We start from the raw sequence: 24,071 nt of genomic DNA, 5'->3' as shown, positions 1-24,071 counted from the left end.
GTGGCCGTGGTGCCGTCCCGCCCCAGGTACTGCTGACCATGAATTATCAGCTGAATTTTGCAGCAGTCTGGCGGGATTTCCCCAGTCTGCTGGCAGGGCTGGGGCTCGGCCTGGAACTGGCCCTGATCTCCATCGCCATCGGTTGCGTCATCGGCATGCTGGCCGCATTCGCGATGCTGTCCCGCTACCGTGCTCTGCGTATCGTGGCGTCGATTTACGTCACCGTGGTGCGCAACACGCCGATTCTGGTGCTGATCCTGCTCATCTACTTCGCTTTGCCAGGGCTTGGCATTCGTCTGGACAAGATCCCGTCGTTCATCATCACCCTGTCGCTGTATGCAGGGGCGTACCTGACCGAAGTGTTCCGCGCAGGTCTCTTGAGCATTCACAAGGGCCAGCGCGAAGCAGGGCTGGCGATCGGCCTCGGCGAATGGCAGGTGCGTGCGTACATCGTCGTTCCGGTCATGTTGCGCAACGTGCTGCCGGCGCTGTCGAACAACTTCATTTCGCTGTTCAAGGACACGTCGCTGGCCGCCGCCATCGCGGTGCCGGAACTGACCTATTACGCGCGCAAGATCAACGTCGAGAGCTACCGGGTGATTGAAACCTGGCTGGTCACCACGGCGCTGTACGTCGCGGCCTGTTACCTCATTGCCATGCTGCTGCGTTACCTCGAGCAGCGTCTGGCGATTCGCCGCTAGGAGGCCCGGACCATGTACGAACAACCCAGTTGGTTGCATGAATTGTGGATTGCCCGGGAAGCGCTGTGGGCGGGGTTTCTCACCAGCGTGCAGTGCGCCGGCCTGGCGATCGTGTTCGGCACGATGATCGGCGTGTTTGCCGGGTTGATCCTGACCTACGGCAAATGGTGGGCACGCCTGCCGTTTCGCGCCTACGTCGACCTGATTCGCGGCACCCCCGTGTTTGTCCTGGTGCTGGCCTGCTTCTATATGGCGCCAGCGCTGGGCTGGCAGATCGGCGCGTTCCAGGCCGGTGCGCTGGGGCTGACACTGTTTTGCGGTTCCCACGTCGCCGAGATCGTGCGCGGTGCCCTGCAGGCCATCCCGTGCGGGCAGCTTGAAGCCGGCAAGGCCATCGGCCTGACGTTCCGTCAATCCCTCAGTTATGTGCTGTTGCCTCAAGCGCTGCGGCAGATATTGCCGACCTGGGTCAATTCGTCGACGGAGATCGTCAAGGCCTCGACCCTGCTCTCGGTGATAGGCGTGGCCGAGCTGCTGCTCAGTACCCAGCAGGTCATCGCGCGCAACTTCATGACCCTCGAGTTTTACCTGTTCGCCGGCTTTCTCTTCTTCGTCATCAACTACGCCATCGAGCTTCTTGGGCGGCAAATCGAAAAACGGGTGGCCTTGCCATGACACAGACTCAAACCGCACCTGCCGCCCCGGCTCTGTTGAGCATCGAAGGGCTGCACAAATCCTATGGTCCGGTCGAAGTGCTCAAGGGCGTCGACCTGAAGATGAACAAAGGCAACGTGGTCACGTTGATCGGCTCCAGTGGCTCGGGCAAGACCACGCTGCTGCGTTGCGTCAACCTGCTGGAAGAGTTTCAGGGCGGTCACATTCGTCTCGAAGGCCAGGACATTGGCTACAGCGACGTCAGTGGCAAGCGCGTGCGTCATCCGGAAAAGCTCATCGCCCAGCACCGTGCAATGACCGGCATGGCGTTTCAGCAGTTCAACCTGTTCCCGCACCTGAGCGCGCTGCAGAACGTGACCCTTGGCTTGCTTAAAGTGAAGAAGCTGCCCAAGGATCAAGCCATCGCGCTGGCTGAAAAATGGCTGGAGCGCGTCGGCCTGCTGGAGCGGCGCAATCACTTTCCCGGCCAGCTGTCCGGCGGCCAGCAGCAGCGCGTGGCGATTGCCCGCGCCATTGCCATGAACCCGAGCCTGATGCTGTTCGACGAAGTGACGTCGGCCCTGGACCCGGAGCTGGTCGGTGAGGTGCTCAGCGTGATCAAGGGCCTGGCCGAAGAGGGCATGACCATGTTGCTGGTGACCCACGAGATGCGCTTCGCCTATGAGGTGTCCGATCAGATCGTGTTCATGAACCAGGGCCGCATCGAAGAGCAGGGCCCGCCCAAGGCATTATTCGAACAACCCGAGTCAGCGCGTCTGGCTGAATTCCTCAAGAACATTCGTTTTTAAGACGCTCAATCAAAGGAGATTTTCATGAGCATTACTCGTTATGGTGCCGGCAGTACCGCAGGTGGCGGCCAGCCACGTCCCTTCGCCCGCGCCGTCGAAGCCGATGGCTGGCTGCATGTGTCGGGTCAGGTGCCGGCTGAAAACGGTGAGATCATCAACGGCGGGATCGTCGAGCAGACCCACAAGACCCTGCAGAACCTGGTGGCGATCCTGACCGAAGCCGGCTACGGCCTGGAAGACGTCGTGCGCGTCGGTGTGTGGCTGGAAGACCCGCGTGATTTCTGGAGCTTCAACAAGGTCTTCGGCGAGTACTTCTCCCCGGAACACGCCCCGGCCCGCGCCTGTGTACAGGCCAACATGATGGTCGACTGCAAGGTCGAGATCGATTGCATTGCCTACAAGAAGAAGTAGGGAGCAGCGGCAAGCTTTAAGCTGCAAGCTGCAAGTCGGGAGCGCGCTGATGCAACACTTGCCGCTTGAAGCTTGCAGCTCAATTGCCTACCCCATTTTTAAAGGCTGAAGGCGGTTTTTGCATCCGCGCCGTTTAGCTTGGAGCCGCTCTTATGACCGAAGACATCAAACGCCGGGCCCGTGGTTTAGACCGAGCGTTCGATATTCTCGATTTTCTCAAGGAAACCGGCACGCCGATGCGGCCCAACGAGATCGCCAGCGGCATCGGCAGCCCGAAATCGACGGTGTATGAGCTCGTCAGTTCGCTGCTGGAGCGGCGCATCCTCGAAACCGTCGGCAAGGACGGCCACGTGTACCTGGGCCGGCAACTGTACTTCCTCGGGCAGGCGCATCTGCGTCATTTCGATTTCACCCGCGAGGCCGAAGTCAGCCTGGGGGAGATCGTCGAGCAGACCCGGGAAACCGCACAGATGTGCCTGCTCAACGGCCGCAAATACACCGTCGCGCTGATGAAGGAGGGCGCGCGGCATTTCCGCATTTCGTCCGACATCGGCGAGGACGCGCCGATTCCGTGGACGGCCTCGGGTCGCCTGCTGCTCGGGCACCTCACCGATCAGGCGATCATCGACCTGATCGACGACGAGGATTTCATCCTTCCAGATGGCAAGCGCCTGCCCATCGAGACGTTTCTCGCCGAGATCCGCAAGGCCCACGACGAAGGCTTCTTTTCCTTCGACAGCATTGCCGACACCTTCACCCATTGCTTCGCCGCGCCGGTGCGGGACAAACAGGGCATCTGCATCGCGACCCTGTGCATCGTCGCCCCACGCGCCGACGCCACTGCCCATTACGATCATTACCGGCGCGTATTGACCGACAGCGCCAACGGCCTGGCCCGGCGCGTCATTGAATAGCGTCGCCGAACGTGCAGACGTGTCATGCACACGAACAAAAAATTCAGGAGAACAACATGAGCATTGCCGCGATTGAAAAAGGCGCCACACAACCCGGCGACCACCTGGTGCGCGACGTTAGCCTGCCCGCGCTGGTGATTCACGACACGGCGCTGGAGCACAACCTGCGCTGGATGCAGAAGTTCGTCAGCGACAGCGGCGCCGAACTGGCGCCCCATGGCAAGACCAGCATGGTGCCGGCGCTGTTTCTGCGGCAGTTGCAGCACGGCGCGTGGGGCATGACCCTGGCGACTGCCGTGCAGACCCGTGCGGCCTACGCCCATGGCGTGCGTCGGGTGCTGATGGCCAATCAGCTGGTCGGCGCGCCGAACATGGCGATCATCGCCGAGATGCTCACTGACTCCATGTTCGATTTTCACTGCATGGTCGATCACCCGGACAACGTCAAGGCGCTGGGCGAGTTCTTCGCCGCCAAGGGCCTGAACCTGAATGTGATGATCGAGTACGGCGTTGTCGGTGGACGTTGCGGTTGCCGCAGCGAAGCCGAGGTCATGGCCCTGGCCGACGCGATTGCTGCACAACCGGCGCTGAAGCTGACCGGCATCGAGGGCTACGAGGGCGTGATTCATGGCGACCAGGCCGTGAGCGGCATTCGTGCGTTCGCCACGTCGCTGGTGCGGCTGGCCGTGACGCTGCAGGACAAGGGCGCGTTTGCCCTGGATCGCCCGATCGTCACCGCCTCGGGTTCGGCCTGGTACGACCTGATCGCCGAAGAGTTCGACAAACAACAGGTGCGCGAACGGTTTCTGAGCGTGTTGCGCCCCGGCAGTTACGTGGTCCACGACCACGGCATCTACAAAGACGCGCAGTGCTGCGTGCTCGACCGACGCCACGACCTGAGCGAAGGTTTGCGTCCGGCGATGGAGGTCTGGGCCCACGTGCAATCGATGCCGGAGCCGGGTTTTGCGGTGATCGCCATGGGCAAGCGCGACGTGGCGTTCGATGCCGGCATGCCCAACCCGATCAAGCGTTATGCGCCCGGCGTGGTACCGGCCAGTGGCGAGGACGTCAGCGCTTGCACCGTCACAGCGGTGATGGACCAGCATGCGTTCATGACCGTCGCGCCGGGCTGCGAGTTGAAGGTCGGCGATATCATTTCGTTCGGCACCTCGCACCCGTGCCTGACCTTCGACAAATGGCGCACGGGGTGCCTGGTGGGTGATGATTTGTGCGTCATCGAATCCTTCGATACCTGCTTCTGACAGGAGTCTGCAATGAGTGAGATGGTCAGTCACAGCTACCCGCGCGTCGCGCTGATCGGCGAATGCATGATCGAGTTGCAACAGCACGCCAACGGCACGCTCAAGCAGAGCTTCGGCGGCGACACGCTGAACACGGCGGTGTACCTGTCGCGTCTATTGGGTTCGGCGGCGCAGGTGGATTACGTCACGGCGCTGGGCGACGACAGTTTCAGCGACGCCATGTGCCAGGTCTGGACCGATGAGGGCATTGGTCTGAGTCGGGTACAGCGTCTGCCGGGGCGGCTGCCGGGGCTGTATTGCATTCAGACCGATGCCAGCGGCGAGCGGCGATTCCTGTATTGGCGCAACGAGGCGGCGGTGCGCGAATGCTTCACCACGCCAGCGGCCGAGCCGGTGCTGGCCGCGCTCCCGGATTACGACGTGCTGTATTTCAGTGGCATCACTCTGGCGGTGCTGGGTGAAACGGGCCGGGCGCGGTTGCTGTCAACTCTTGGCGACGCCCGAGACCGTGGCGCGCGGGTGGTGTTCGACAACAACTACCGCCCGCGCTTGTGGCGCAGCATCGAGCAGGCGCGCCAGGCGTATCGCGCGGTGATGCACGAAGTGGACCTGGCGCTGTTGACCGAGGAGGACGAGCAGGCGCTGTTCGACTACAGCGACGGCGATCAGATTCTGCAGACCTATCGGGCCATGGGCGTCAGCGAGGTGGTGGTCAAGCGCGGGGCGCAGAGCTGTCTTGTGAGTGTCGACGACCGGCGTTATGAGGTGCCTGCGCATACCGTGCAGAAAGTCATCGACACCACGGCAGCGGGGGATTCGTTCAGCGCGGCGTATCTGGCTCGGCGTTTGCGCGGCGGCAGTCCAAAAGATGCGGCCGACGCCGGGCATCAGTTGGCGAGCCTGGTGATTCAGCACCCGGGGGCATTGATACCGAGGAGTGTGATGCCGGTTTGAGGCAGGGCCGAGAACCCTGCGTAGGGCCGCGCACACCCTGTAGGACCGGCTTCAGCCGGGAAGGGGCCAGGCGACACACCGCAAAATCGAGGGTGCTCAATCCGGCCTGTTCCCGGCTAAAGCCAGTCCTACTAAGGCAAGGGGCCAGAACGACCACTACACATTCCGGCCCCAACCCTCAATCCCGATAAAACACCTGCACCAGGTGATACCCGAACTTGCTTTTGACCGGCCCGTGCACGGTCCGCAGCGGCTTTTTGAAGATCACCTGATCAATCGCGCCGACCATCTGGCCCGGGCGCACCTCACCCAGATCGCCGCCGCGCTTGCCGCTCGGGCAGGTCGAATACTTCTTCGCCAGCACGTCAAAGGCCTCGCCTTTGGCAATGCGCTGCTTCAGTTGCTCGGCTTCTTCAGCGGTCTTGACCAGAATATGGCGGGCTTGGGCTTTCATGATGGTCCGGACGTCTCGATAAAAAAGCCGCGCATTATGCCTTTGCTACGCGATTTCGGGTAATTTCCCACACCTTGGCCGGACGAACGTGTAAATCGGCACTGAGACACGCCCGACCCGGCCAGTCAAACAGCCCGAACGTTGAAACCGGCCGAAGGTCGACACACTGTAGGCCTGCAGTCTCCTCAAACCTCTTGTGCGGTGTTGCCTTATGGATTTTCCGGCGTTGTTGAAGGTGCTTGCCACCCAGGATGGATCGGACCTTTACCTGTCCACGGGCGCCCCCCCCTGCGCCAAGTTCAATGGCGTGCTCAAGCCGCTGGGCACCGAAGCGTTCAAGCCCGGTGACGTCGCGGTGATTGCCAACGGCATCATGGACGCCGAGCAGCGCGTGGATTTCGAACGCGAGCTGGAAATGAACCTGGCCTTTTCCCTGTCTGGCGTCGGGCGTTTCCGGATCAACATCTTCAAGCAGCGCAACGAAGTGTCGATCGTGGCGCGCAACATCAAGCTCGACATCCCCAAATTCGAGGACCTGCACCTGCCGCCGATCCTGCTCGACGTGATCATGGAGAAGCACGGTCTGGTGCTGTTCGTCGGCGCCACCGGTTCAGGTAAGTCCACCTCGCTGGCGGCTTTGATCGATCATCGCAACCGCCACGCCAGCGGCCACATCATCACCATCGAAGACCCGGTGGAGTTCATTCATAAGCACAAGCGATCGATCATCAATCAGCGCGAAGTGGGCGTCGACACCCGCAGCTTTCACGCCGCCCTGAAGAACACCTTGCGTCAGGCGCCGGACGTGATCCTGATCGGCGAGATCCGCGACCGCGAGACCATGGAGCACGCCTTGGCGTTTGCCGACACCGGCCACTTGGCGATCTCGACATTGCACGCCAACAACGCCAACCAGGCGCTGGACCGCATCATCAATTTCTTCCCCGAAGAGCGCCGCCCGCAGTTGCTGCATGACCTGGGCAACAACCTCAAGGCGTTCGTCTCCCAGCGGCTGGTCAAGACCACCGACGGCAAGCGCCGCGCGGCCGTGGAGGTGATGCTCGGCACGCCGACCATTCGCGACCTGATTCACCGCAACGAGCTGACCGAGCTCAAGGGCATCATGGAAAAGTCCACCAACCTCGGCATGCAGACCTTCGACAACGCGCTGTATGACCTGGCGGTCGAAGGCGCGATCACCGAAGACGAAGCCTTGAAGAACGCCGACTCGGCCAACAACGTGCGCCTGCGCTTGAAATTGCACAGCGAGGACGGGCCGTCGACCATCGCTACGGCGCCGCGCGCGCCCCAGCCGGCCGCGCAGGTGGACGTCAAGGATTGGGGGTTGGTGGACGAGCGGGACGAGCCGGGGAGTTGAGGTCTCCGAGGCGATGATTTGCGGTGTCATCACCGACGCTTTCCCTTGTAGGACCGGCTTCAGCCGGGAAGAGGCCGTTATGAACACCACACACTTGAGGTGTAACAACCGACGCCTTCCCGGCTAAAGCCAGTCCCACAAAATGTCCGCGCACCATGGTGGGACCGGCTTTAGCCGGGAAGAGGCCGGTTTGAGCAACACACATTTAGAGATGTAGCGACAGACGCTTTCCCGGCTAAAGCCGGTCCTACTGGACCTACCGCGCCAGCCACCCCCCATCAATATTCCACGCCGCGCCACGCACCTGCGCCCCGGCTTCGCTGCACAGAAACAACGTCAGCTCACCCAGCTGCGAAGGCGTCACGAATTCCAGCGACGGCTGCTTCTCCGCCAGCAGGTCATGCTTGGCTTGCTCCACATCACCTGTCTGCGCAGCCCGATCATCGATCTGCTTCTGCACCAGTGGCGTCAGCACCCAACCCGGGCAGATGGCATTGCAGGTGACATTACTGCCGGCCGTCTCAAGCCCGACCACCTTGGTTAGACCAATGACGCCATGCTTGGCCGCCACATACGCCGCCTTGCCCGTCGACCCCACCAGGCCATGCACAGACGCAATGTTCACGATTCGCCCCCATCCCTTGGCACGCATGCCCGGCAGGCACAACCGTGTGCTGTGGAACACCGACGACAGGTTGATGGCAATGATCTTGTCCCAGCTCTCGACGGGGAAATCCTCCACCGCGTCGACGTGCTGAATCCCGGCGTTGTTCACCAGAATGTCGACGCCGCCGAATTCACGTTCGGCGTAGGCCATCATGTCGGCGATCTGCGCGACATCGCTGACGTCCGCCGGGTGGTGGCCGACTTTGCCGCCGTACTGCTTGATCTGCTCGATCACCGCCGACGCATCGCCGAAACCGTTGAGCAGCAGATTTGCGCCGGCATTGGCCAGCGTCAGCGCGATGCCCAGGCCGATGCCGCTGGTGGAGCCGGTGACCAGTGCCGTTTTGCCTTGCAGACTCATGTTCAATTCCTCATACGATGCCGGTTGCATAGAAAACCCCGATCACCACGAACACCGCCAGGGTCTTGATGATCGTGATGCCGAAGATGTCCTTGTAGGCCTCCCGGTGAGTCAGGCCGGTGACCGCCAGCAAGGTGATGACCGCGCCGTTGTGCGGCAGCGTGTCCATGCCGCCGCTGGCCATGGCCGCGACCCGGTGCAACACCTCCAGCGGAATGTTCGCCGCGTGGGCCGCCGCGATAAAGCTGTCGGACATCGCCGCCAGGGCAATGCTCATGCCCCCGGACGCCGAGCCGGTGATGCCGGCCAGCAAGGTCACGGTAATCGCTTCGTTGACCAGCGGGTTGGGAATGCTTTTCAGCCCGTCCGCCAGCACCAGAAATCCGGGCAACGAAGCAATCACAGCGCCAAAACCGTATTCCGACGCGGTGTTCATCGCCGCCAGCAGGGCACCGCTGACCGCACCTTTGCTACCCTCGGCCAGCTTCGATTTCACCGTGCGGAAGGCGAACAGCAGCACGAAGAGAATGCCCACCAGCAACGCCGCCTCCACGGCCCAGATCGCGGTAATTTTGGCGATGTCGGTCTGCACCGGCGTCGCCATACCCGGCAGCGCGAGGGTGTGGGTCTTGCCATACCACTGGGGAATCCACTGGGTGAACAGCAGGTTCATGATCCCGACCAGCAACAGCGGCGCCAACGCGATCCACGGGTTGGGCAGTGCGATATCGTCCGGAGTGTCCGGTTCGTTGCGCAGTTCGGTGCCATAACCTTCGCCGGCACGCTGGGCCCGGTTGCGCTGGCGCTGCAGAAACAGCATGCCGACGCTGAACACGAACGCTGTGCCGATCAGCCCCAGCCAAGGCGCCGCCCACGCCGTGGTGTTGAAGAAAGTTGAGGGGATGATGTTCTGGATCTGCGGCGTGCCGGGCAGGGCGTCCATGGTGAACGAAAACGCGCCCAGGGCGATGGTCGCCGGAATCAGCCGTTTGGGGATGTCGCTTTGACGGAACATCTCGGCGGCGAACGGGTAGACCGCAAACACCACCACGAACAGCGACACACCGCCGTAGGTCAGCAGCGCGCAGACCAGTACGATCACCAGCATCGCCTGGCGGGTGCCGAGCAGGCGTATGGCAGCCGCCACGATGGAGCGCGAGAATCCCGACAGCTCAATCAGCTTGCCGAACACGGCACCCAGCAGAAACACCGGAAAGTAGAGTTTGACGAAGCCGACCATCTTGTCCATGAACACGCCGGTGAAGGCGGGCGCCACGGCTGATGGGTCGGTGAGCAGCACGGCGCCGAGGGCCGCGATGGGGGCAAAGAGGATGACGCTGTAACCCCGGTAGGCAGCCAGCATCAGCAGCGTAAGCGCCGCTAAAGCGATGATCACACTCATCGAGTGTCTCCTGTTGTTTTTATTTTGGGTGCGGCGAGGCCGCGCAACAGGAGGTATAGCCAGTTTTATGCCATTACGCTAACTGCCTGATTCTTAACGCATTTTCTTGTCAGTGTGGGAACGAAGCGTCTGACCTGTCCAGGAAATGAGACCACTCCTGAGCAAGCGGGAGGATGACAAACCAGTTGCCCTGGCTCGCAACCGCTCTGGATCGTGATACCTGAGGTGCATTCCAGATTCGTAGACAGACAGTCTCTCTATTGAGACTCGGCGATCCCCAATGCCGCCATTTTCTTGTACAGCGTCGAACGCCCCAGCCCCAATTGCCGGGCCGCAAGGATCACGTTACCCGCACACTGCGCCAGCTTCGCCTGAATGAGCTCCCGGTCGAAATGCTGCCGTGCCTCGCTGTAGGTCTGATCATTGGAGGCCGAGGGGCCGGTTGCCGGCGGACTGGTCACCAGCACCAGCGTGCCGATGGCAGCGAGAATGTCGTTAGGGTTGAGTTGCAGATCGTCGCTGAGCAGCGCCGCGCGTTCGAGCACATTGCGCAGCTCGCGGATATTGCCCGGCCAGGCGTGTTGAGCGAGGGCGGCCATGGCTGAAGGCGCCAGTTCGTGCTGGCTGTGAAGGTCCTCGAGAATCGCCTCCGTCAGCGCCGGAATATCATCCAGACGCTCGCGCAACGGCGGCACTTTTATGGGCAGCACGCTCAGTCGGTAATACAGGTCGGCACGAAACTCGCCACGCTTGATCGCCGCTTCAAGGTCCGTCGAGGTCGCGGCGATCACCCGCACATCGCTTTTGACCATCATGTTGGAGCCCACCGGCTCGTATTCCTTTTCTTGCAGCACCCGCAGCAACTTGCTCTGCAGCGGCAGCGGCATGTCGCCGATTTCGTCGAGAAACAGCGTGCCGCCCTCGGCCAGGTGCAATTTGCCGTTGCGGCCCTTGCGATCGGCGCCGGTGAACGCACCCGGGGCCGTGCCGAAGAACTCCGCCTCAAGCAACGCTTCGGGGATCGCTGCGCTGTTGATGCTGATGAAGGGTTTGTGGGCGCGGGGCGAGCTGTTGTGCACCGCGTGGGCGAGCAGCTCTTTGCCGGTGCCGGTCTCACCCAGCAGCAACACCGGGGAATCGGTGCTGGCGCTACGCCGTGCGCGGCGTTTGACTTCCAGGCTGGCGGCGCTGGTGCCGATGAAGTGGGCAAAGCTGTATTTGGCCTGGCGTGCGCGCAGCAGCGAGCGGGTCGAAGCCAGTTCCTGCTGCATGCTGGAATAGCGCTTGAGCAGCGGCGACAAGGCCTGCAGCTCGTCGAACAGCGCGAAACCGATGGCGCCGATCACCGCGCCGCCGTCGTCATGGATCGGCAGGCGCATGACCACCAATGGGTCCTTCGCCGTGTCCATCATGTCCAGCAGAATAGGCTGGCCGTTGCTCGCCACCTGCCGCAGCAGGCTGCCGGGAATCACCTGCTCACAGGGCTGGCCCACCGCTCGGCCCGGGTCTTCGAGGCCAAAGCGACGGGCGTAGCGCTCGTTGATCCAGACGATTCGGGCGTCCCGGTCGACGATGACCGTGCCTTCGCTGGACTGCTCGATGATCTCGAAGAGCGAACGGATCGCCAGTCGCCGAACGCGTCGGTAGTCCTTCAGGCTCTCACTGTCTTTCATGAGCGGTTCCGTCAATCCTGTTTCTCGGCATCTGGCCGCACAGACTACTGGTTCGGACGAGCTTCAATTGAAACCGGGATGCGCCGCCGCCAGCAATTCCCGGGTGTAGGGGTGCTGCGGCGCATCGAATACGTCGTGGCTCGCGCCGCGCTCGACCACCTTGCCGTCCTTGACCACGATCAGGTCATGGGCCAGCGCCTTGACCACCGCCAGATCGTGGCTGATGAACAGGTAAGTCAGGCCATGACGTTCCTGCAACTGACGCAACAACGCGACAACCTGTTTCTGCACGGTGCGATCCAGTGCAGAGGTCGGTTCGTCGAGCAATATCAAGGCAGGTTTGAGCACAAGGGCGCGGGCAATGGCGATACGTTGACGCTGGCCACCGGAGAATTCGTGGGGATAGCGGTGCCGGCTCGACGGGTCGATGCCGACTTCCTCCAGCGCGCGAATCACTTCGGCCTCACAGCTGGCCTTGTCCAGGTCGCTGTGAACTTCCAGGCCCTCGCTGATGATCTGTGCCACCGACATACGCGGGCTGAGGCTGCCGTAAGGGTCCTGAAAAACCACCTGCATCTGCTTGCGCCACGGGCGCATCTGCTTCTGATTGAGGCTGTCCAGCGCATGACCCTTGAAGCGGATACTGCCACGGGACTCCAGCAAGCGCAGGATGGCCTGACCAAGTGTCGATTTGCCCGAGCCGGATTCGCCGACGATGCCTAAGGTTTTGCCGCGCTCGATGCTCAGGCTGATGTCGTCGACGGCTTTCAGGTATTCGTGGTGCCGGTTGAAAATCCCGCCGCCGAGGGAGAACCAGACCCGCAGATTATCGACCTCCAGCACCTTCTCGCGGGTGTCGCGGGGTAGCGGCTCGCCCGCCGGTTCCGCGTCCAGCAGCAGGCGGCTGTAAGGGTGTTGCGGGTTCTTGAACAACAGCTGGCAATTGGACTGCTCGACGATTTCCCCGGCGCGCATGACGCACACCCGCTGGGCGATGCTATGCACCAGATTCAGGTCGTGGCTGATCAGCAGCAGCGACATGTTCAGCCGTTGCTGCAGCTGTTTGAGCAGCAGCAGGATCTTGCGCTGCACGGTCACGTCCAGCGCCGTGGTGGGCTCATCGGCAATCAGCAGTTCCGGCTCACAGGCCAAGGCCATGGCGATCATCACCCGCTGGCGCTGGCCGCCGGACAACTCGTGGGGGTAGGCCTTCAGGCGCTTTTTCGGGTGTTGAATGCCGACCAGCTCCAGCAGCTCGATGATCCGCGCCTGGGCCGCCTTGCCCGCCAGCCCCTTGTGCAGCAGTAAGGTTTCGCCGATCTGCCGGGACACCGTATGCAGCGGGTTCAGCGAGGTCATCGGCTCCTGAAAGATCATCGCGATCTGATTGCCGCGCAGCTCGCGCATGACGTTGCCATCGGCCCCAAGCAACTCTTTGCCGCGATAACGAATGCTGCCGGTGCTCAGTGTGCCGGCCTGGGGCAGCAGTTGCAGAATCGAGTGGGCGGTCACCGATTTGCCCGAGCCCGACTCGCCAACCAATGCCAGGCACTCGCCGGCCGGGATGTCCAGGCTCAGGTGCTTGACCACGGTGTGGCCGTTGAACGACACCGAGAGGTCGCGGATTTCGATCAGGTTTTCGGACATCTCAGGACCTCGGGTCGAAGGCATCCCGCAGGGCCTCGCCAATAAACACCAGCAGCGACAGTATCAGCGCCAGTGTGAAAAATGCCGTGAAGCCCAGCCATGGTGCCTGCAGGTTCTGTTTGCCCTGGGCGATCAGTTCGCCCAGTGACGCGCTGCCGGCGGGCATGCCGAAGCCAAGGAAATCCAGCGCAGTCAGCGTGGAGATCGCCCCGGTGAGGATGAACGGCAGATAACTCAGGGTGGCGTTCATCGCGTTGGGCAGGATGTGCCGCAGGATCACCTTGCGATCACTCAGTCCCAGCGCCCGCGCCGCTTTGACGTACTCCAGGTTGCGCCCGCGCAGGAATTCGGCGCGCACCACGTCCACCAGCGCCAGCCATGAAAACAGCGCCATAATCCCCAGCAGCCACCAGAAGTTAGGCTCGACGAAGCCCGACAGAATGATCAGGAGGTACAGCACCGGCAGACCGGACCAGACTTCCAGCAGACGCTGACCGATCAAATCCACCCAGCCGCCGTAATAGCCCTGCAATGCGCCGGCGGCGATGCCGATCAGCGCACTGATGAAGGTCAGCGCCAGGGCAAACAGAATCGACACCCGCGCGCCGAAGATGACCCGGGCCAGCACATCCCGGGCCTGATCGTCGGTACCCAGCCAGTTGATCGAAGAGGGCGGGCTTGGTGCGGGTTTGTTCAGGTCATAGTTGGGGGTGTCATCGCTGAACGGGATCGGCGGAAACAGCATCCAGCCGTCGCCCTTGCTGATCAGCTGGCGCACGTAATCGCTGCGGTAATCCGGCTGAAACGGCAGCTGGCCGCCGAATTCCTGTTCGGTGTGACGCTTGAAGGCGGGGAAGTACAGCTCGTGCTGATAACTCAGCACCAGGGGTTTGTCGTTGGCGATCAGCTCGCCGCACAGGCTGAGCACGAACAGCCCGCAGAACAGCCACAGCGACCACCAGCCGCGGCGGTTATTGCGAAAGCGCTCGAAGCGACGTCGAGCCACCGGAGAGAATCTGCGCATCACGCGTTCCTCGCGCTGAAGTCGATTCGGGGGTCGACCAGGGTGTAGCAGATGTCCCCGACCAGCTTAATCAGCAACCCGAACAGCGTGAAGATGAACAGCGAACCGAACACCACCGGGTAGTCCCGGGACACCGCGGCTTCGTAACTCATGCGGCCGAGACCATCGAGGGAGAAGATCACTTCGATCATCAACGAACCGGCAAAGAACACGCTGATGAACGCCTGGGGAATGCCCGCCACGATCAGCAACATGGCGTTGCGGAACACGTGGCCGTAAAGCACCCGTCGCTCACTCAGCCCCTTGGCCCGGGCGGTCACCACGTACTGGCGGGTGACTTCGTTCAAGAAGGAGTTTTTGGTCAGAATGGTCAGCGTCGCGAAGCCGCCAATCACCAGGGAGGTCACCGGCAACACTAGGTGCCAGAAGTAGTCGGCGATCTTGCCCAGGGTGCTCAGTTGATCGAAGTTCTCGGACACCAGCCCGCGCACCGGGAACCAGCTCAGCGACGTGCCGCCGGCGAACAGCACCACCAACAGCATGGCGAACAGAAAGGCCGGCATCGCGTAGCCGATGATGATGGCCGTGCTGCTCCAGATGTCGAAGTGGCTGCCGTGCTTGACTGCCTTCCGAATACCCAGCGGGATCGAAACCAGATAGGTGATCAGCGTCGCCCACAGCCCCAGCGAGATGGAGACGGGCATCTTTTGCAGGATCAGGTCCGTGACCTTGGCGCCGCGAAAGAAGCTGTTGCCGAAATCCAGTTGCGCGTAATTCTTCAGCATCAGCCACAAGCGCTCATGCAGGGGCTTGTCGAAGCCGTACTGGCGCTCGATTTCCTTGATCAGCTTGGGGTCGAGGCCGCGGCTGGCCCGGGACTGACCGGCGTTCATGGTTTCGGTATGGCCTGCGCCGATGGTGCCGCCGGCCACGCCTTGCAGCTTGGCGATGGCTTGCTCGACCGGCCCGCCCGGCGCGGCCTGCACGATGAAGAAGTTGACCAGCAGAATGCACAGCAGCGTCGGAATGATCAGCAGCAGGCGCCTCATCAGGTAGCCGAGCATTACTTGACCTCCGAAGGAATGGCCGAAGCGCCCCGTTGCTGGGCGAACTCTTCATTGGTCAGGGCCTGGGGGCTGACTTCCCACCAGGTGTCGATGGCCTCGCTATTGCTGGCCTGTACCTTGGGAATACCGAAGCGGTTCCACCACACGGTGGACGAGCCCGGTGGGTAATAGTTGGGTATCCAGTAGAAGCCCCACTGCAGCACCCGGTCCAGGGCATGGGCGTAATCGACCATCGCGGGTTTGCTGTCGGCTTTGGCCAGGCCTTCGATCAGCGTGTCGACGGCCGGGTCGCGCAGGACCATGTAGTTGCTGGAGCCGGAATCGGTGGCGACTTTCGAGCCGAAGTTGTTGTACAGCTCCATGCCGGGGGAGGTCGAGACGCCGTAGCCGGTGACGATCATGTCGTAATCGCGGGCCATGACCCGGTTCAGGTACTGCGCCGAGTCGATGCGGCGAATTTCGAAATCGATGCCGATCTGCGCCAGATTGCGCTTGTACGGCAGCAGGATTTTCTCGAAGCCGCTCTGGCCGTTGAGAAAGGTAAAGCTCAACGGCTCGCCTTGGGCGTTGACCAGCTTGTCACCCTGGGGCATCCAGCCTGCCTCTTCGAGCAGCGCCAGGGCCTGCAGCTGTTTGTCGCGAATGAAACCGCTGCCATCGGTTTTCGGGGTTTTGAATACGGTGGTGAAGACTTCGGGCGGCACCTGACCGCGCAGCGGTTCAAGGATCTTCAACTCGGACCCGGTCGGCAATGCCGTGGCGGCCAGATCACTGTTGGAGAAGTAGCTGTTCTGACGCACATAGACGTTGCGCATCATCTGTTTGTTGGTCCATTCGAAGTCCCACAGCATTGCCAGCGCCTGACGCACGCGACGGTCCTGAAACTTCGGACGGTCTAGATTGAAGATGAAACCCTGAGAGCTCTGGACCGCGCCCTTGGCCAGGTGCGCCCGCTGCAGGCGGCCCTCGGTCAACGCCGGGCTGTCGTAACCGATGGAATAACCGGTGGCGGAATATTCGCGGTTGTAGTCGTAACCGCCACCGCGCAGCACCTGACGGGCGACATCGGTGTCGCCGAAATACTCGACGCTGAAATGATCGAAGTTGTACCGGCCGCGATTGACCGGGAGGTCCTTGCCCCACCAGTCAGGGTTGCGTTCGAAGGTGATGCTGCGACCCGGGTCGACCTTGCCGATGCGATACGGGCCGCTGCCCACCGGGATCTCGAAGCCGCCGCCGTTGGCGAAGTCGCGGTCCTTCCACCAATGCTCGGGAAACACGGGCAGCGTGGCCAGGTCCAGCGGCAGGGTGCGGCTCTCGTTGCTCTTGAAATCAAACCGGATTTGCGTCGGCGACTCGACTTCGACGCCTTTGACGTCCTGAAACTCGGTGCGGTACGACAGGCTGCCCTGGGTCATCAGCAGGTTATAGGTGTAACGCACGTCTTCGGCGGTGATGGCCGAGCCGTCGGAGAATTTTGCTTTAGGGCTCAGGTAGAAACGCAATGACAGGCCGTCGGGGGCGCGCTCCATCTTTTCTGCGATCAAGCCGTAAACGGTGTACGGCTCGTCCAGCGACTTCACCGCCAGTGGCGAGTACAGCAAGCCATTGACTTGAGCGACGCCGGTGCCTTTGTCGAGGTAGGGCATGATGTGATCGAACTGGCCGATCTCCTGGGCAGAGCGGCGCATGCTGCCGCCTTTCGGGGCGTCGGCATTGACGTAATCGAAGTGTCCGAAATTAGCCGGATAGCGCGGCGCCTCACCGTAAACGGTCAGCGCGTGTTGCGGGGCGGCGGACAAAACCTGAAAACCAGAAACGAAGACGAGTGTTGCGACCATCAGCGATGACAAAACAAAACGCATTGCACGAATCCTGACTGATATTGGCGAGCGATATCAGGGTTGAAGGTCATGACGGCGCGGGTGGCCGGTCCGGTTTTTTATTGATTACCCCGGTGGCAAGGTACCGCAAAGCCGGAGTCTTTGTAACCGGACAATACAGCTCTGGAGCAAGGATTCGATAAACAAACGGCCCGCTTTCAAGGGCGGGCCGTTGGTGCAGCAGCGCGCAGGATCAGTCCTGGCGGCTGGTCACTTCCAGCAGGTGATAACCGAACTGGGTTTTCACCGGGCCCTGGACCACGTTCACCGGTGCGCTGAACACCACGGTGTCGAATTCCTTGACCATTTGACCCGGGCCGAAGGAGCCCAGGTCGCCACCTTGACGGCTGGACGGGCAGCTGGAGTTGGATTTTGCGACTTCGGCGAAATCAGCGCCGCCTTCGATCTGCGCTTTGAGTTCGTTGCACTTCTCTTCGCTGGATACGAGGATGTGGCGGGCAGTGGCTTTGGCCATTTTGGGTGACTCCTGTGAAAAAAAGAAACGAGCGTACCGGAATAAGGGCCGCGTTTCCCGAGAAAGTTCAGGCCCCTTTGTCTGGTCGTGACAGATGACATCGTCGGTTAAAGCCCTTTGCTGAACAGCAGAGCGGCGTGGTCCACGTACAGCTTCACCGGATCGACCTGCTTGCGCACCAGGCCCGCGCTCTGGTTGATTGAGTCCACATGATCCATCGGGTAGTCGGAGCGGATCACCTTTCCCAAGTGGGAGCTGAAACGGCCGACCAAACCGTCATTGGATGCAGCCTCCTTCTCAAACAGCAGCGCGTAACTGCGCAAGGCCAGGTGCAGCGGGTCTAAGGCATTGCGGCCTTCGGAAAACAATGAGCCGTCGATGCAGCCGCTCCACGAGTAATAGTGAACGCCGTTGACCCGTTCAGCGCCTTCGCCGCCCCACGTCGATGGCAGCCCTTGGGGATACTTGCGGTTGAACGCCGCGACGCCCTCGGTCGTCAGCGCATCCAGCGCCTGAACCGGGTCTTGGGGAAGGTCCGGGTTGCCGCTCAGCAGCGCAAGGAAGTGAGCGAAACCTGCGGTCATCCGCGAAGCCACGGCTTCAGGCATCTCCCCGGGCGTCAGCGCCCGGCGCACCCGGTCTGCTACCTCCGAGCCGTGATTGGGGCCGCTCACGGAAGTGACCGACGCCACGATGTCGGGGCGCAGCGCGGCAGCATAACGTGAGGTCAACGCGCCCTGGCTGTGTCCGATCAGGTTGACCTTTAGATAACCGGTGCGGCGCAGGAAGCGTTCGATTTGATCAATCAACTGCTCGCCGCGGGTTTCGTTGTCGTGGACGCCAGACAACGCCGGCACGTGAACCCTGCAGCCAGCTTTCTCCAATGCCTGGGGGATGGCATGGAACATTTCAGCGTTGCCTATCCGGTCGAAACCGAACAAACCGTGGACCAGCAAGAGGGGGTACTTGGTGGTGACTTCCTTGTACATGTCGATCACTCCTTGGATATAAAAGAAGGATCGAGCTTAACCAGCGAACGTCTTGGGCGGAGGGGGGGTAGCGGGTGTGGACCTGCGCCGGTGAGTGCAGGCTGTGAGGAGCGTTGCACCGCTCCAGGCCTTATGTTCCGGAGAGGCTGGAAAAGGCGCTGGCGCTGCGGTGCAAATACACCCGACGCGCCGGGCGCTTTCCCACGACGGACGTCTTCGCTGCCACGGGCCGCCGCTGATGGCGACGACGATTAGGCGGGAAGCCGGCGACATGGCCGGCACCGGCTTCCTGTTTGCAGACGTTACTGGAAAAGCGGCTGGACACGTGACTGCATGAGTTACCTGTAGCGCAGTTTGTTCACGGCATCGCGCAGCAGGTGCTCGGTGGACGCCCAACCCAGGCACGCGTCCGTCACCGACACACCGTATTTAAGGGAAGCACTCAGCGGCTGGCAGCCTTCGAACAGATGGCTCTCCAGCATCATGCCGATCAGCGTTCGGTCGCCGGCCAGTCGCTGCTGCAGCACGTCGTTGAACACGGCCGGCTGACGCAGCGGATCCTTGCCACTGTTGGCGTGACTGCAATCGACCATGATGCGGGCGGCCATGCGGTGCTTCGCCAGGCTGGCATTCACCGCTGCAACGCTCGCCGCGTCGTAGTTGGGACCGCCGTGACCGCCGCGCAGCACGATGTGGGTGTCTGGATTGCCCGACGTCTCGACAATCGCCGGGTGGCCCTGGGAGTCCATGCCGAAATGGCGGTGGGCGTGGGCCGCCGAGCGAATGGCGTCGCACGCGACGGAAATGCCGCCGTCGGTGCCATTCTTGAAGCCCGTGGGCACGCCGAGGCCGCTGGCCATTTCCCGATGGATCTGCGATTCGGTTGTCCTTGCGCCAATCGCCACCCAACTCAGGACGTCATCGAAGTAACCCGCCGCCATCGGCTGCAGCAGCTCTGTGGCGATCGGCAGGCCGAGCCGGACCATTTCACGCATCAGCTGCCGCGACAGGGCCAGGCCCTCGGCCATGTCGTCACTGCCATCCAGCGCGGGGTCGTATGCGAGGCCTTTCCAGCCAACCGTGGTGCGGGGCTTCTCGACATAAGCGCGCATCACCAGCAGCATTTGGTCGCTGACTTCGGCGGCCAGGCGCGCCAGGCGCTCGGCGTATTCGAGGGCGGCCAAGGGATCGTGGATCGAGCACGGCCCGACAACGACCAGCAGGCGCGAATCTTCACCATTGAGAATGGCGCGGATCGACTGGCGGTGGGCCGCGACCTGGGCGGTCAGAGCAGCGTCCAGCGGCAGCTGATGCTTCAGCGCGAACGGAGTGGGCAGGCGTTTCGGGGCAGGGCGGCGGTCATCCAGGATGACGGCGCCGGACGGCAGATCGATGAGGGTATTGCTGACGACGGGCGAATTCATGTGCTGGCTTCCTGGTCGGCGGGTATTCCCGCGCGGACCTACTGGGGTGTTCGACAATTGGCCGGATTGGCTGTGAGCAGGGCGATGCCACCTGTCAGTAACCGATCGGAGGCGGCAGGCTGTCCCGAACGGAGGTTGCTAAATCGCCAGGCGAAGTCGGTGTCGTTGCGGTAATAGTGGTTGCGGTTCATGTGTTGCTCCTCGAATCAATCAGTCAAAAACGTGTGGCCCAGAAAAACAAAACCCCCGGTCGGGAAGCCGACCGGGGGTGAGAGTTATCTCTGGTGGGCGTCCCGAAGTTCAGGGCGCCGTATGGGTATCAGGCGCGCCAGTGGCTAAACCAATACCCATAAAAATAAGAAGCAGGAGCGCTAGACGTCGTCGCATTCCAGGCAGTCGCACGCTCAGCCAGACGTGAACCGTCGGCGGCGCTGAACAGCTGGGTGGAAAGGGAAGGCAACATGGTCTGTCTCCGTGGAATGCCGCCGAGCTTACTTCAGACCCGTTGGGTTCTTCAATTGGAAATTGCCATGGACGTGATTAGGGCCCCATAAGCAATGCTTAAAGCGGCAACAAGCCAATTCAATCCTCGGGCACTTCCGAAGACCCGGCTTCATGGGGTATCACGCCGATCTTCATTCCCAGCAGCACCGCGACTTTGTGCGACTCGCCCCGGCGCCCTTTCTTGCGCCCGGATAACACTTGATAGGTTGTCGCCGGGTCCACGTTGTGCTCCCGGGCAAACTCTTGAACGGATTTGCCTTGCTGTTCCAGCCATGCCTTGGCTTGTGCGGCGGTACGGATTCCGGGCATAGTTCAAAACCGTTCAAGTTCGTTCAAATTATTTCGATTCTATCACTCAAAAGAGTGGTGTCAACAAGGCTATGCATTCAAATGAGTGGAATAGGTGCCCGAATTAGGGAAGAGCGCGAGCGCTTGGGGCTTTCACAGCGCGCATTCGGTGAAATAGGTGGCGTGGAAGCCAACGCTCAGGGCAAGTACGAAAACGGTGAACGCACCCCCAAGGCCGATTATCTTGCCCGCGTCGCTCCTCGAGGTGTTGACGTGTTGTACGTGCTGACGGGTTCCCGTACGCCGGTGCCCATCGTCGGTCTGAGCGAAAACGAGGAGTGGATGGTGGGCAGTTATCGCACGCTGGGCAAGGAAGAGCAGGATGCCATCTGCCGGTTGACTACCACCCTGGCGGAATACCAGAGCAGCTACGCCCCAGACAAAAAATCATAGGGCAATTCGAGCGATGCAGCGGTCGGGCGTTTGAAGATTTTTATCAAGTTTTCGGGTCGATGATGATAGTTTGTCGGCACTGTTACAGATCATCTGGCACACATGCACAAGCAGTGCTCCAGAGCAGGTCGCTTACTTTCTTTTTGTTAACGTGGCGGGTAGTTGTCATGAATTGCTCGGTGAGGTGTCTGCTTGATTAGGGTGCTGGTTGTCGATGACCACGATCTGGTTCGGACAGGTATCACGCGCATGCTGGCCGACATTGAAGGCTTGCAGGTGGTGGGACAGGCCGAGTCCGGCGAAGAGTCGTTGCAGAAGGCCCGCGAGCTGAAACCCGATGTCGTGCTGATGGACGTCAAGATGCCCGGCATCGGCGGGCTGGAAGCGACGCGCAAACTCATCCGCAGCCACCCCGACATGAAGGTGGTGGCGGTCACGGTGTGCGAAGAAGACCCGTTTCCCACACGGCTGCTGCAAGCCGGCGCGGCGGGATACATGACCAAAGGCGCTGGTCTGACCGAAATGGTTCAGGCCATTCGCCTGGTGTTCGCGGGGCAGCGCTACATCAGCCCGCAGATCGCCCAGCAACTGGCGCTCAAGTCGTTCCAGCCGCAGACCAGCAATTCGCCGTTCGACCTCTTGTCCGAGCGGGAAATCCAGATTGCCCTTATGATTGTCGGCTGCCAGAAAGTGCAGACCATTTCCGACAAGCTCTGCCTGTCCCCCAAAACCGTGAATACCTACCGGTACCGCATATTCGAGAAGCTGTCGATTAGCAGTGACGTTGAGCTGGCCCTGCTGGCCGTTCGTCACGGCATGGTCGACGCCAGCGCATAAATGACCCAACCGTTTGATCCCAGTGCTTTTCTGTCCACCTGCAGTGGCCGCCCCGGCGTATATCGAATGTTCGATATCGACGGCAAGCTGCTGTACGTCGGCAAGGCCAAGAATTTAAAGAAGCGTCTCGCCAGCTATTTCCGAAAGACCGGCCATGCCCCGAAAACCGGGGCGCTGGTCGCGCGGATCGCTCAGGTTGAAACCACCATCACCGCCAACGAAACCGAGGCGCTGCTGCTGGAACAAACCCTGATCAAGGAGTCGCGTCCGCCGTACAACATCCTGTTGCGCGACGACAAGTCCTACCCGTATGTGCACCTGTCCGACGGCGAATTTCCCCGGCTGAGCATTCATCGTGGTGCCAAAAAGGCCAAGGGCCGCTACTTCGGGCCTTACCCTAGCGCCGGTGCGATTCGCGAAAGCCTGAGCATTCTGCAGAAGACCTTCCATGTTCGTCAGTGCGAAGACAGCTTCTACAAGAACCGCACCCGGCCTTGCCTGCAGTACCAGATCAAGCGCTGCAAGGCACCCTGCGTGAACCTCGTCGAGCCTCAGGTCTACAACGAGGACGTGCGTCACTCGGTGATGTTTCTCGAGGGGCGCAGCAATGCCCTCACCGACGAGCTCAACGCGCTGATGGAAAAGTCGGCGATGAATCTGGATTTCGAGCACGCCGCCGAGCTGCGTGACCAGATTGGTCTGCTGCGCCGCGTGCAGGACCAGCAGAGCATGGACGGCGGCACCGGCGACGTTGACGTGGTGGCGGCGTTCGTCAACCCGGGCGGCGCCTGCGTGCACTTGATCAGCGTGCGTGGCGGGCGGGTGCTGGGCAGCAAGAATTTCTTCCCCCAGGTCGGGATCGAGGAGGAGGTGGGCGAAGTCATGTCTGCCTTCCTGGCCCAGTATTTCCTGGGCGGCGGCGAGCGCGAATTGCCGGGCGAAGTCATCGTCAACGTGGTCAGCGAGGATTTTCCGGCGCTGATCGACGCGATTGATGCTTCGCGCGGCCGTGAAATCATTATCAGCCACCGGGTGCGTGGCACCCGCGCGCGCTGGCAGCAACTGGCCGTGACCAATGCCGAGCAAGCGCTGATGGCGCGGCTCGCTAACCGTCAGCACGTCACCGCACGCTTTGAAGCATTGGCTCAAGTGCTCAAGCTGGATGAACCGCCGCAGCGCCTGGAATGCTATGACATCAGCCATTCCAGTGGCGAAGCAACGGTGGCGTCGTGCGTGGTATTCGGTCCCGAGGGTCCGATCAAATCTGATTACCGCCGCTACAACATCGAAGGCGTTACGGCGGGAGATGACTACGCCGCCATGCACCAGGCGCTCACCCGTCGCTTCAGCAGAATCAAGGACGGCGAAGGCAAATTGCCGGACATCCTGCTGGTGGACGGCGGCAAGGGCCAGTTGAGCATGGCCCGTGACGTGATGAACGAGCTGGCCATCCCCGATCTGATTCTATTGGGTGTTGCCAAGGGCGCTACGCGCAAAGCCGGTTTCGAAACGCTGTACTTGAATGACGCGGCCCATGAGTTCACCCTCAAGGGCGATTCGCCCGCGCTGCACCTGATCCAGCAAATCCGCGACGAGGCGCACCGGTTCGCGATCACCGGGCACCGTGCGCGGCGTGGCAAAACCCGTCGGACTTCAACCCTGGAAGGGGTGGCAGGCGTAGGCCCGACCCGTCGTCGCGATCTGCTCAAGCACTTCGGAGGCCTTCAGGAATTGTCACGGGCCAGCATCGAAGAAATCGCCAAAGCGCCAGGAATCAGCAAAAAGCTCGCAGAGTCGATTTATGCAAACCTGCACAGCGAGTAGAATGCTCGCTCACCTCG

At 61.5% G+C, this 24,071-nt stretch carries 24 protein-coding genes; 11 read left to right on the top strand and 13 right to left on the bottom strand.

What is annotated here, in order from left to right; translation table 11 throughout:
* The first annotated feature begins 38 nt into the window (after positions 1 to 38).
* The 7 genes from AC3ISG_RS13505 to kdgK all read left to right on the top strand — a co-directional run bounded on the left by AC3ISG_RS13505 (position 39) and on the right by kdgK (position 5,705).
* Positions 39 to 701 carry an amino acid ABC transporter permease gene (locus AC3ISG_RS13505; RefSeq protein ID WP_122537215.1) on the top strand — a complete coding sequence of 221 codons (663 nt, stop codon included), beginning with the start codon at positions 39 to 41 and terminating at the stop codon, positions 699 to 701.
* Between the two features lie 12 nt (positions 702 to 713).
* Complete coding sequence (locus AC3ISG_RS13500; protein WP_489297167.1) at positions 714 to 1,376, top strand: amino acid ABC transporter permease; 663 nt, start codon at positions 714 to 716, stop codon at positions 1,374 to 1,376.
* Positions 1,373 to 2,164 carry an amino acid ABC transporter ATP-binding protein gene (locus AC3ISG_RS13495; protein WP_489297166.1) on the top strand — a complete coding sequence of 264 codons (792 nt, stop codon included), beginning with the start codon at positions 1,373 to 1,375 and terminating at the stop codon, positions 2,162 to 2,164. The genes AC3ISG_RS13500 and AC3ISG_RS13495 overlap by 4 nt, the downstream gene beginning before the upstream one ends.
* Before the next feature lie 24 nt (positions 2,165 to 2,188).
* Positions 2,189 to 2,575, top strand: coding sequence for a RidA family protein (locus tag AC3ISG_RS13490; protein ID WP_489297165.1), 387 nt, complete (start codon positions 2,189 to 2,191; stop codon positions 2,573 to 2,575).
* Between the two features lie 152 nt (positions 2,576 to 2,727).
* Positions 2,728 to 3,489 carry an IclR family transcriptional regulator gene (locus AC3ISG_RS13485; RefSeq protein WP_489297164.1) on the top strand — a complete coding sequence of 254 codons (762 nt, stop codon included), beginning with the start codon at positions 2,728 to 2,730 and terminating at the stop codon, positions 3,487 to 3,489.
* 56 nt (positions 3,490 to 3,545) lie between these two features.
* Positions 3,546 to 4,751, top strand: coding sequence for an amino acid deaminase (locus AC3ISG_RS13480; protein ID WP_489297163.1), 1,206 nt, complete (start codon positions 3,546 to 3,548; stop codon positions 4,749 to 4,751).
* A gap of 12 nt (positions 4,752 to 4,763) precedes the next feature.
* A complete protein-coding gene (kdgK, locus tag AC3ISG_RS13475; RefSeq protein WP_489297162.1) occupies positions 4,764 to 5,705 on the top strand; it encodes a 2-dehydro-3-deoxygluconokinase in 942 nt (313 codons plus the stop codon).
* Positions 5,706 to 5,883: 178 nt separating this feature from the next.
* Here kdgK and AC3ISG_RS13470 read toward each other — a convergent pair whose 3' ends face one another.
* Positions 5,884 to 6,159: a peptidylprolyl isomerase gene (locus AC3ISG_RS13470; RefSeq protein WP_037009819.1), complete on the bottom strand. Its 276-nt coding sequence runs from the start codon at positions 6,157 to 6,159 to the stop codon at positions 5,884 to 5,886.
* A gap of 211 nt (positions 6,160 to 6,370) precedes the next feature.
* On the opposite strand from AC3ISG_RS13470, the gene AC3ISG_RS13465 reads away from it, so the two are divergent.
* On the top strand, positions 6,371 to 7,537 hold the full coding sequence (locus AC3ISG_RS13465; RefSeq protein ID WP_122537209.1) for a PilT/PilU family type 4a pilus ATPase: 1,167 nt from the start codon (positions 6,371 to 6,373) through the stop codon (positions 7,535 to 7,537).
* 256 nt (positions 7,538 to 7,793) lie between these two features.
* Here the strand turns inward: AC3ISG_RS13465 and AC3ISG_RS13460 are convergent, their stop codons facing one another.
* The 12 genes from AC3ISG_RS13460 to AC3ISG_RS13405 all read right to left on the bottom strand — a co-directional run bounded on the left by AC3ISG_RS13460 (position 7,794) and on the right by AC3ISG_RS13405 (position 20,961).
* Complete coding sequence (locus AC3ISG_RS13460; RefSeq protein ID WP_489297161.1) at positions 7,794 to 8,564, bottom strand: 3-hydroxybutyrate dehydrogenase; 771 nt, start codon at positions 8,562 to 8,564, stop codon at positions 7,794 to 7,796.
* Positions 8,565 to 8,574: 10 nt separating this feature from the next.
* Positions 8,575 to 9,966: a GntP family permease gene (locus AC3ISG_RS13455; protein ID WP_489297160.1), complete on the bottom strand. Its 1,392-nt coding sequence runs from the start codon at positions 9,964 to 9,966 to the stop codon at positions 8,575 to 8,577.
* A 257-nt stretch (positions 9,967 to 10,223) separates the two neighbouring features.
* Positions 10,224 to 11,639, bottom strand: a complete 1,416-nt coding sequence (locus AC3ISG_RS13450; protein ID WP_489297159.1) for a sigma-54 interaction domain-containing protein — start codon at positions 11,637 to 11,639, stop codon at positions 10,224 to 10,226.
* Between the two features lie 63 nt (positions 11,640 to 11,702).
* A complete protein-coding gene (locus AC3ISG_RS13445; RefSeq protein WP_122624573.1) occupies positions 11,703 to 13,286 on the bottom strand; it encodes an ABC transporter ATP-binding protein in 1,584 nt (527 codons plus the stop codon).
* A 1-nt stretch (position 13,287) separates the two neighbouring features.
* On the bottom strand, positions 13,288 to 14,310 hold the full coding sequence (locus AC3ISG_RS13440; protein ID WP_122624574.1) for an ABC transporter permease: 1,023 nt from the start codon (positions 14,308 to 14,310) through the stop codon (positions 13,288 to 13,290).
* Positions 14,310 to 15,374 carry a microcin C ABC transporter permease YejB gene (locus AC3ISG_RS13435; protein WP_122537204.1) on the bottom strand — a complete coding sequence of 355 codons (1,065 nt, stop codon included), beginning with the start codon at positions 15,372 to 15,374 and terminating at the stop codon, positions 14,310 to 14,312. Before AC3ISG_RS13435 ends, AC3ISG_RS13440 begins: the two co-directional genes overlap by 1 nt.
* A complete protein-coding gene (locus AC3ISG_RS13430) occupies positions 15,374 to 17,242 on the bottom strand; it encodes an extracellular solute-binding protein (RefSeq protein WP_489297158.1) in 1,869 nt (622 codons plus the stop codon). The genes AC3ISG_RS13435 and AC3ISG_RS13430 overlap by 1 nt, the downstream gene beginning before the upstream one ends.
* 211 nt (positions 17,243 to 17,453) lie before the next feature.
* Complete coding sequence (locus AC3ISG_RS13425; protein WP_027898593.1) at positions 17,454 to 17,735, bottom strand: peptidylprolyl isomerase; 282 nt, start codon at positions 17,733 to 17,735, stop codon at positions 17,454 to 17,456.
* A 107-nt stretch (positions 17,736 to 17,842) separates the two neighbouring features.
* Positions 17,843 to 18,724, bottom strand: coding sequence for an esterase/lipase family protein (locus tag AC3ISG_RS13420; protein WP_122537202.1), 882 nt, complete (start codon positions 18,722 to 18,724; stop codon positions 17,843 to 17,845).
* Positions 18,725 to 19,062: 338 nt separating this feature from the next.
* Entirely contained in the window at positions 19,063 to 20,148 is a 1,086-nt protein-coding gene (locus AC3ISG_RS13415) for a 3-deoxy-7-phosphoheptulonate synthase (RefSeq protein ID WP_489297157.1), read from the bottom strand.
* A 38-nt stretch (positions 20,149 to 20,186) separates the two neighbouring features.
* Positions 20,187 to 20,339, bottom strand: coding sequence for a hypothetical protein (locus AC3ISG_RS13410; protein WP_163022134.1), 153 nt, complete (start codon positions 20,337 to 20,339; stop codon positions 20,187 to 20,189).
* Positions 20,340 to 20,730: 391 nt separating this feature from the next.
* On the bottom strand, positions 20,731 to 20,961 hold the full coding sequence (locus AC3ISG_RS13405; RefSeq protein ID WP_122537200.1) for a DNA-binding protein: 231 nt from the start codon (positions 20,959 to 20,961) through the stop codon (positions 20,731 to 20,733).
* A gap of 81 nt (positions 20,962 to 21,042) precedes the next feature.
* On the opposite strand from AC3ISG_RS13405, the gene AC3ISG_RS13400 reads away from it, so the two are divergent.
* From AC3ISG_RS13400 to uvrC, 3 genes are all read left to right on the top strand, one after another.
* Entirely contained in the window at positions 21,043 to 21,393 is a 351-nt protein-coding gene (locus tag AC3ISG_RS13400; RefSeq protein ID WP_122537199.1) for a helix-turn-helix domain-containing protein, read from the top strand.
* A gap of 192 nt (positions 21,394 to 21,585) precedes the next feature.
* Positions 21,586 to 22,230 (top strand): response regulator transcription factor GacA, encoded by a 645-nt coding sequence (gene gacA, locus AC3ISG_RS13395; RefSeq protein WP_065990451.1) that lies wholly within the window; start codon positions 21,586 to 21,588, stop codon positions 22,228 to 22,230.
* Complete coding sequence (uvrC, locus tag AC3ISG_RS13390; RefSeq protein ID WP_122537198.1) at positions 22,231 to 24,054, top strand: excinuclease ABC subunit UvrC; 1,824 nt, start codon at positions 22,231 to 22,233, stop codon at positions 24,052 to 24,054.
* Positions 24,055 to 24,071 lie beyond the last annotated feature (17 nt).

Source organism: Pseudomonas sp. GL_135 (assembly GCF_057834665.1).
This window is presented reverse-complemented; position numbering and strand designations above follow the sequence as displayed.

Bases quoted from the DNA above. Each gene is read 5' to 3' on its own strand.
- AC3ISG_RS13410 (WP_163022134.1), bottom strand. From the start codon at position 20,339: ATGAACCGCAACCACTATTACCGCAACGACACCGACTTCGCCTGGCGA.
- AC3ISG_RS13485 (WP_489297164.1), top strand. From the start codon at position 2,728: ATGACCGAAGACATCAAACGCCGGGCCCGTGGTTTAGACCGAGCGTTC.
- AC3ISG_RS13480 (WP_489297163.1), top strand. From the start codon at position 3,546: ATGAGCATTGCCGCGATTGAAAAAGGCGCCACACAACCCGGCGACCAC.
- AC3ISG_RS13455 (WP_489297160.1), bottom strand. From the start codon at position 9,966: ATGAGTGTGATCATCGCTTTAGCGGCGCTTACGCTGCTGATGCTGGCT.
- AC3ISG_RS13425 (WP_027898593.1), bottom strand. From the start codon at position 17,735: ATGGCCAAAGCCACTGCCCGCCACATCCTCGTATCCAGCGAAGAGAAG.
- AC3ISG_RS13465 (WP_122537209.1), top strand. From the start codon at position 6,371: ATGGATTTTCCGGCGTTGTTGAAGGTGCTTGCCACCCAGGATGGATCG.
- AC3ISG_RS13415 (WP_489297157.1), bottom strand. From the start codon at position 20,148: ATGAATTCGCCCGTCGTCAGCAATACCCTCATCGATCTGCCGTCCGGC.
- AC3ISG_RS13470 (WP_037009819.1), bottom strand. From the start codon at position 6,159: ATGAAAGCCCAAGCCCGCCATATTCTGGTCAAGACCGCTGAAGAAGCC.
- AC3ISG_RS13440 (WP_122624574.1), bottom strand. From the start codon at position 14,310: ATGCGCAGATTCTCTCCGGTGGCTCGACGTCGCTTCGAGCGCTTTCGC.
- AC3ISG_RS13505 (WP_122537215.1), top strand. From the start codon at position 39: ATGAATTATCAGCTGAATTTTGCAGCAGTCTGGCGGGATTTCCCCAGT.
- AC3ISG_RS13450 (WP_489297159.1), bottom strand. From the start codon at position 11,639: ATGAAAGACAGTGAGAGCCTGAAGGACTACCGACGCGTTCGGCGACTG.
- AC3ISG_RS13405 (WP_122537200.1), bottom strand. From the start codon at position 20,961: ATGCCCGGAATCCGTACCGCCGCACAAGCCAAGGCATGGCTGGAACAG.
- AC3ISG_RS13430 (WP_489297158.1), bottom strand. From the start codon at position 17,242: ATGCGTTTTGTTTTGTCATCGCTGATGGTCGCAACACTCGTCTTCGTT.
- AC3ISG_RS13445 (WP_122624573.1), bottom strand. From the start codon at position 13,286: ATGTCCGAAAACCTGATCGAAATCCGCGACCTCTCGGTGTCGTTCAAC.
- AC3ISG_RS13420 (WP_122537202.1), bottom strand. From the start codon at position 18,724: ATGTACAAGGAAGTCACCACCAAGTACCCCCTCTTGCTGGTCCACGGT.
- AC3ISG_RS13460 (WP_489297161.1), bottom strand. From the start codon at position 8,564: ATGAGTCTGCAAGGCAAAACGGCACTGGTCACCGGCTCCACCAGCGGC.
- AC3ISG_RS13400 (WP_122537199.1), top strand. From the start codon at position 21,043: ATGAGTGGAATAGGTGCCCGAATTAGGGAAGAGCGCGAGCGCTTGGGG.
- uvrC (WP_122537198.1), top strand. From the start codon at position 22,231: ATGACCCAACCGTTTGATCCCAGTGCTTTTCTGTCCACCTGCAGTGGC.
- AC3ISG_RS13490 (WP_489297165.1), top strand. From the start codon at position 2,189: ATGAGCATTACTCGTTATGGTGCCGGCAGTACCGCAGGTGGCGGCCAG.
- kdgK (WP_489297162.1), top strand. From the start codon at position 4,764: ATGAGTGAGATGGTCAGTCACAGCTACCCGCGCGTCGCGCTGATCGGC.
- AC3ISG_RS13495 (WP_489297166.1), top strand. From the start codon at position 1,373: ATGACACAGACTCAAACCGCACCTGCCGCCCCGGCTCTGTTGAGCATC.
- AC3ISG_RS13435 (WP_122537204.1), bottom strand. From the start codon at position 15,374: ATGCTCGGCTACCTGATGAGGCGCCTGCTGCTGATCATTCCGACGCTG.
- AC3ISG_RS13500 (WP_489297167.1), top strand. From the start codon at position 714: ATGTACGAACAACCCAGTTGGTTGCATGAATTGTGGATTGCCCGGGAA.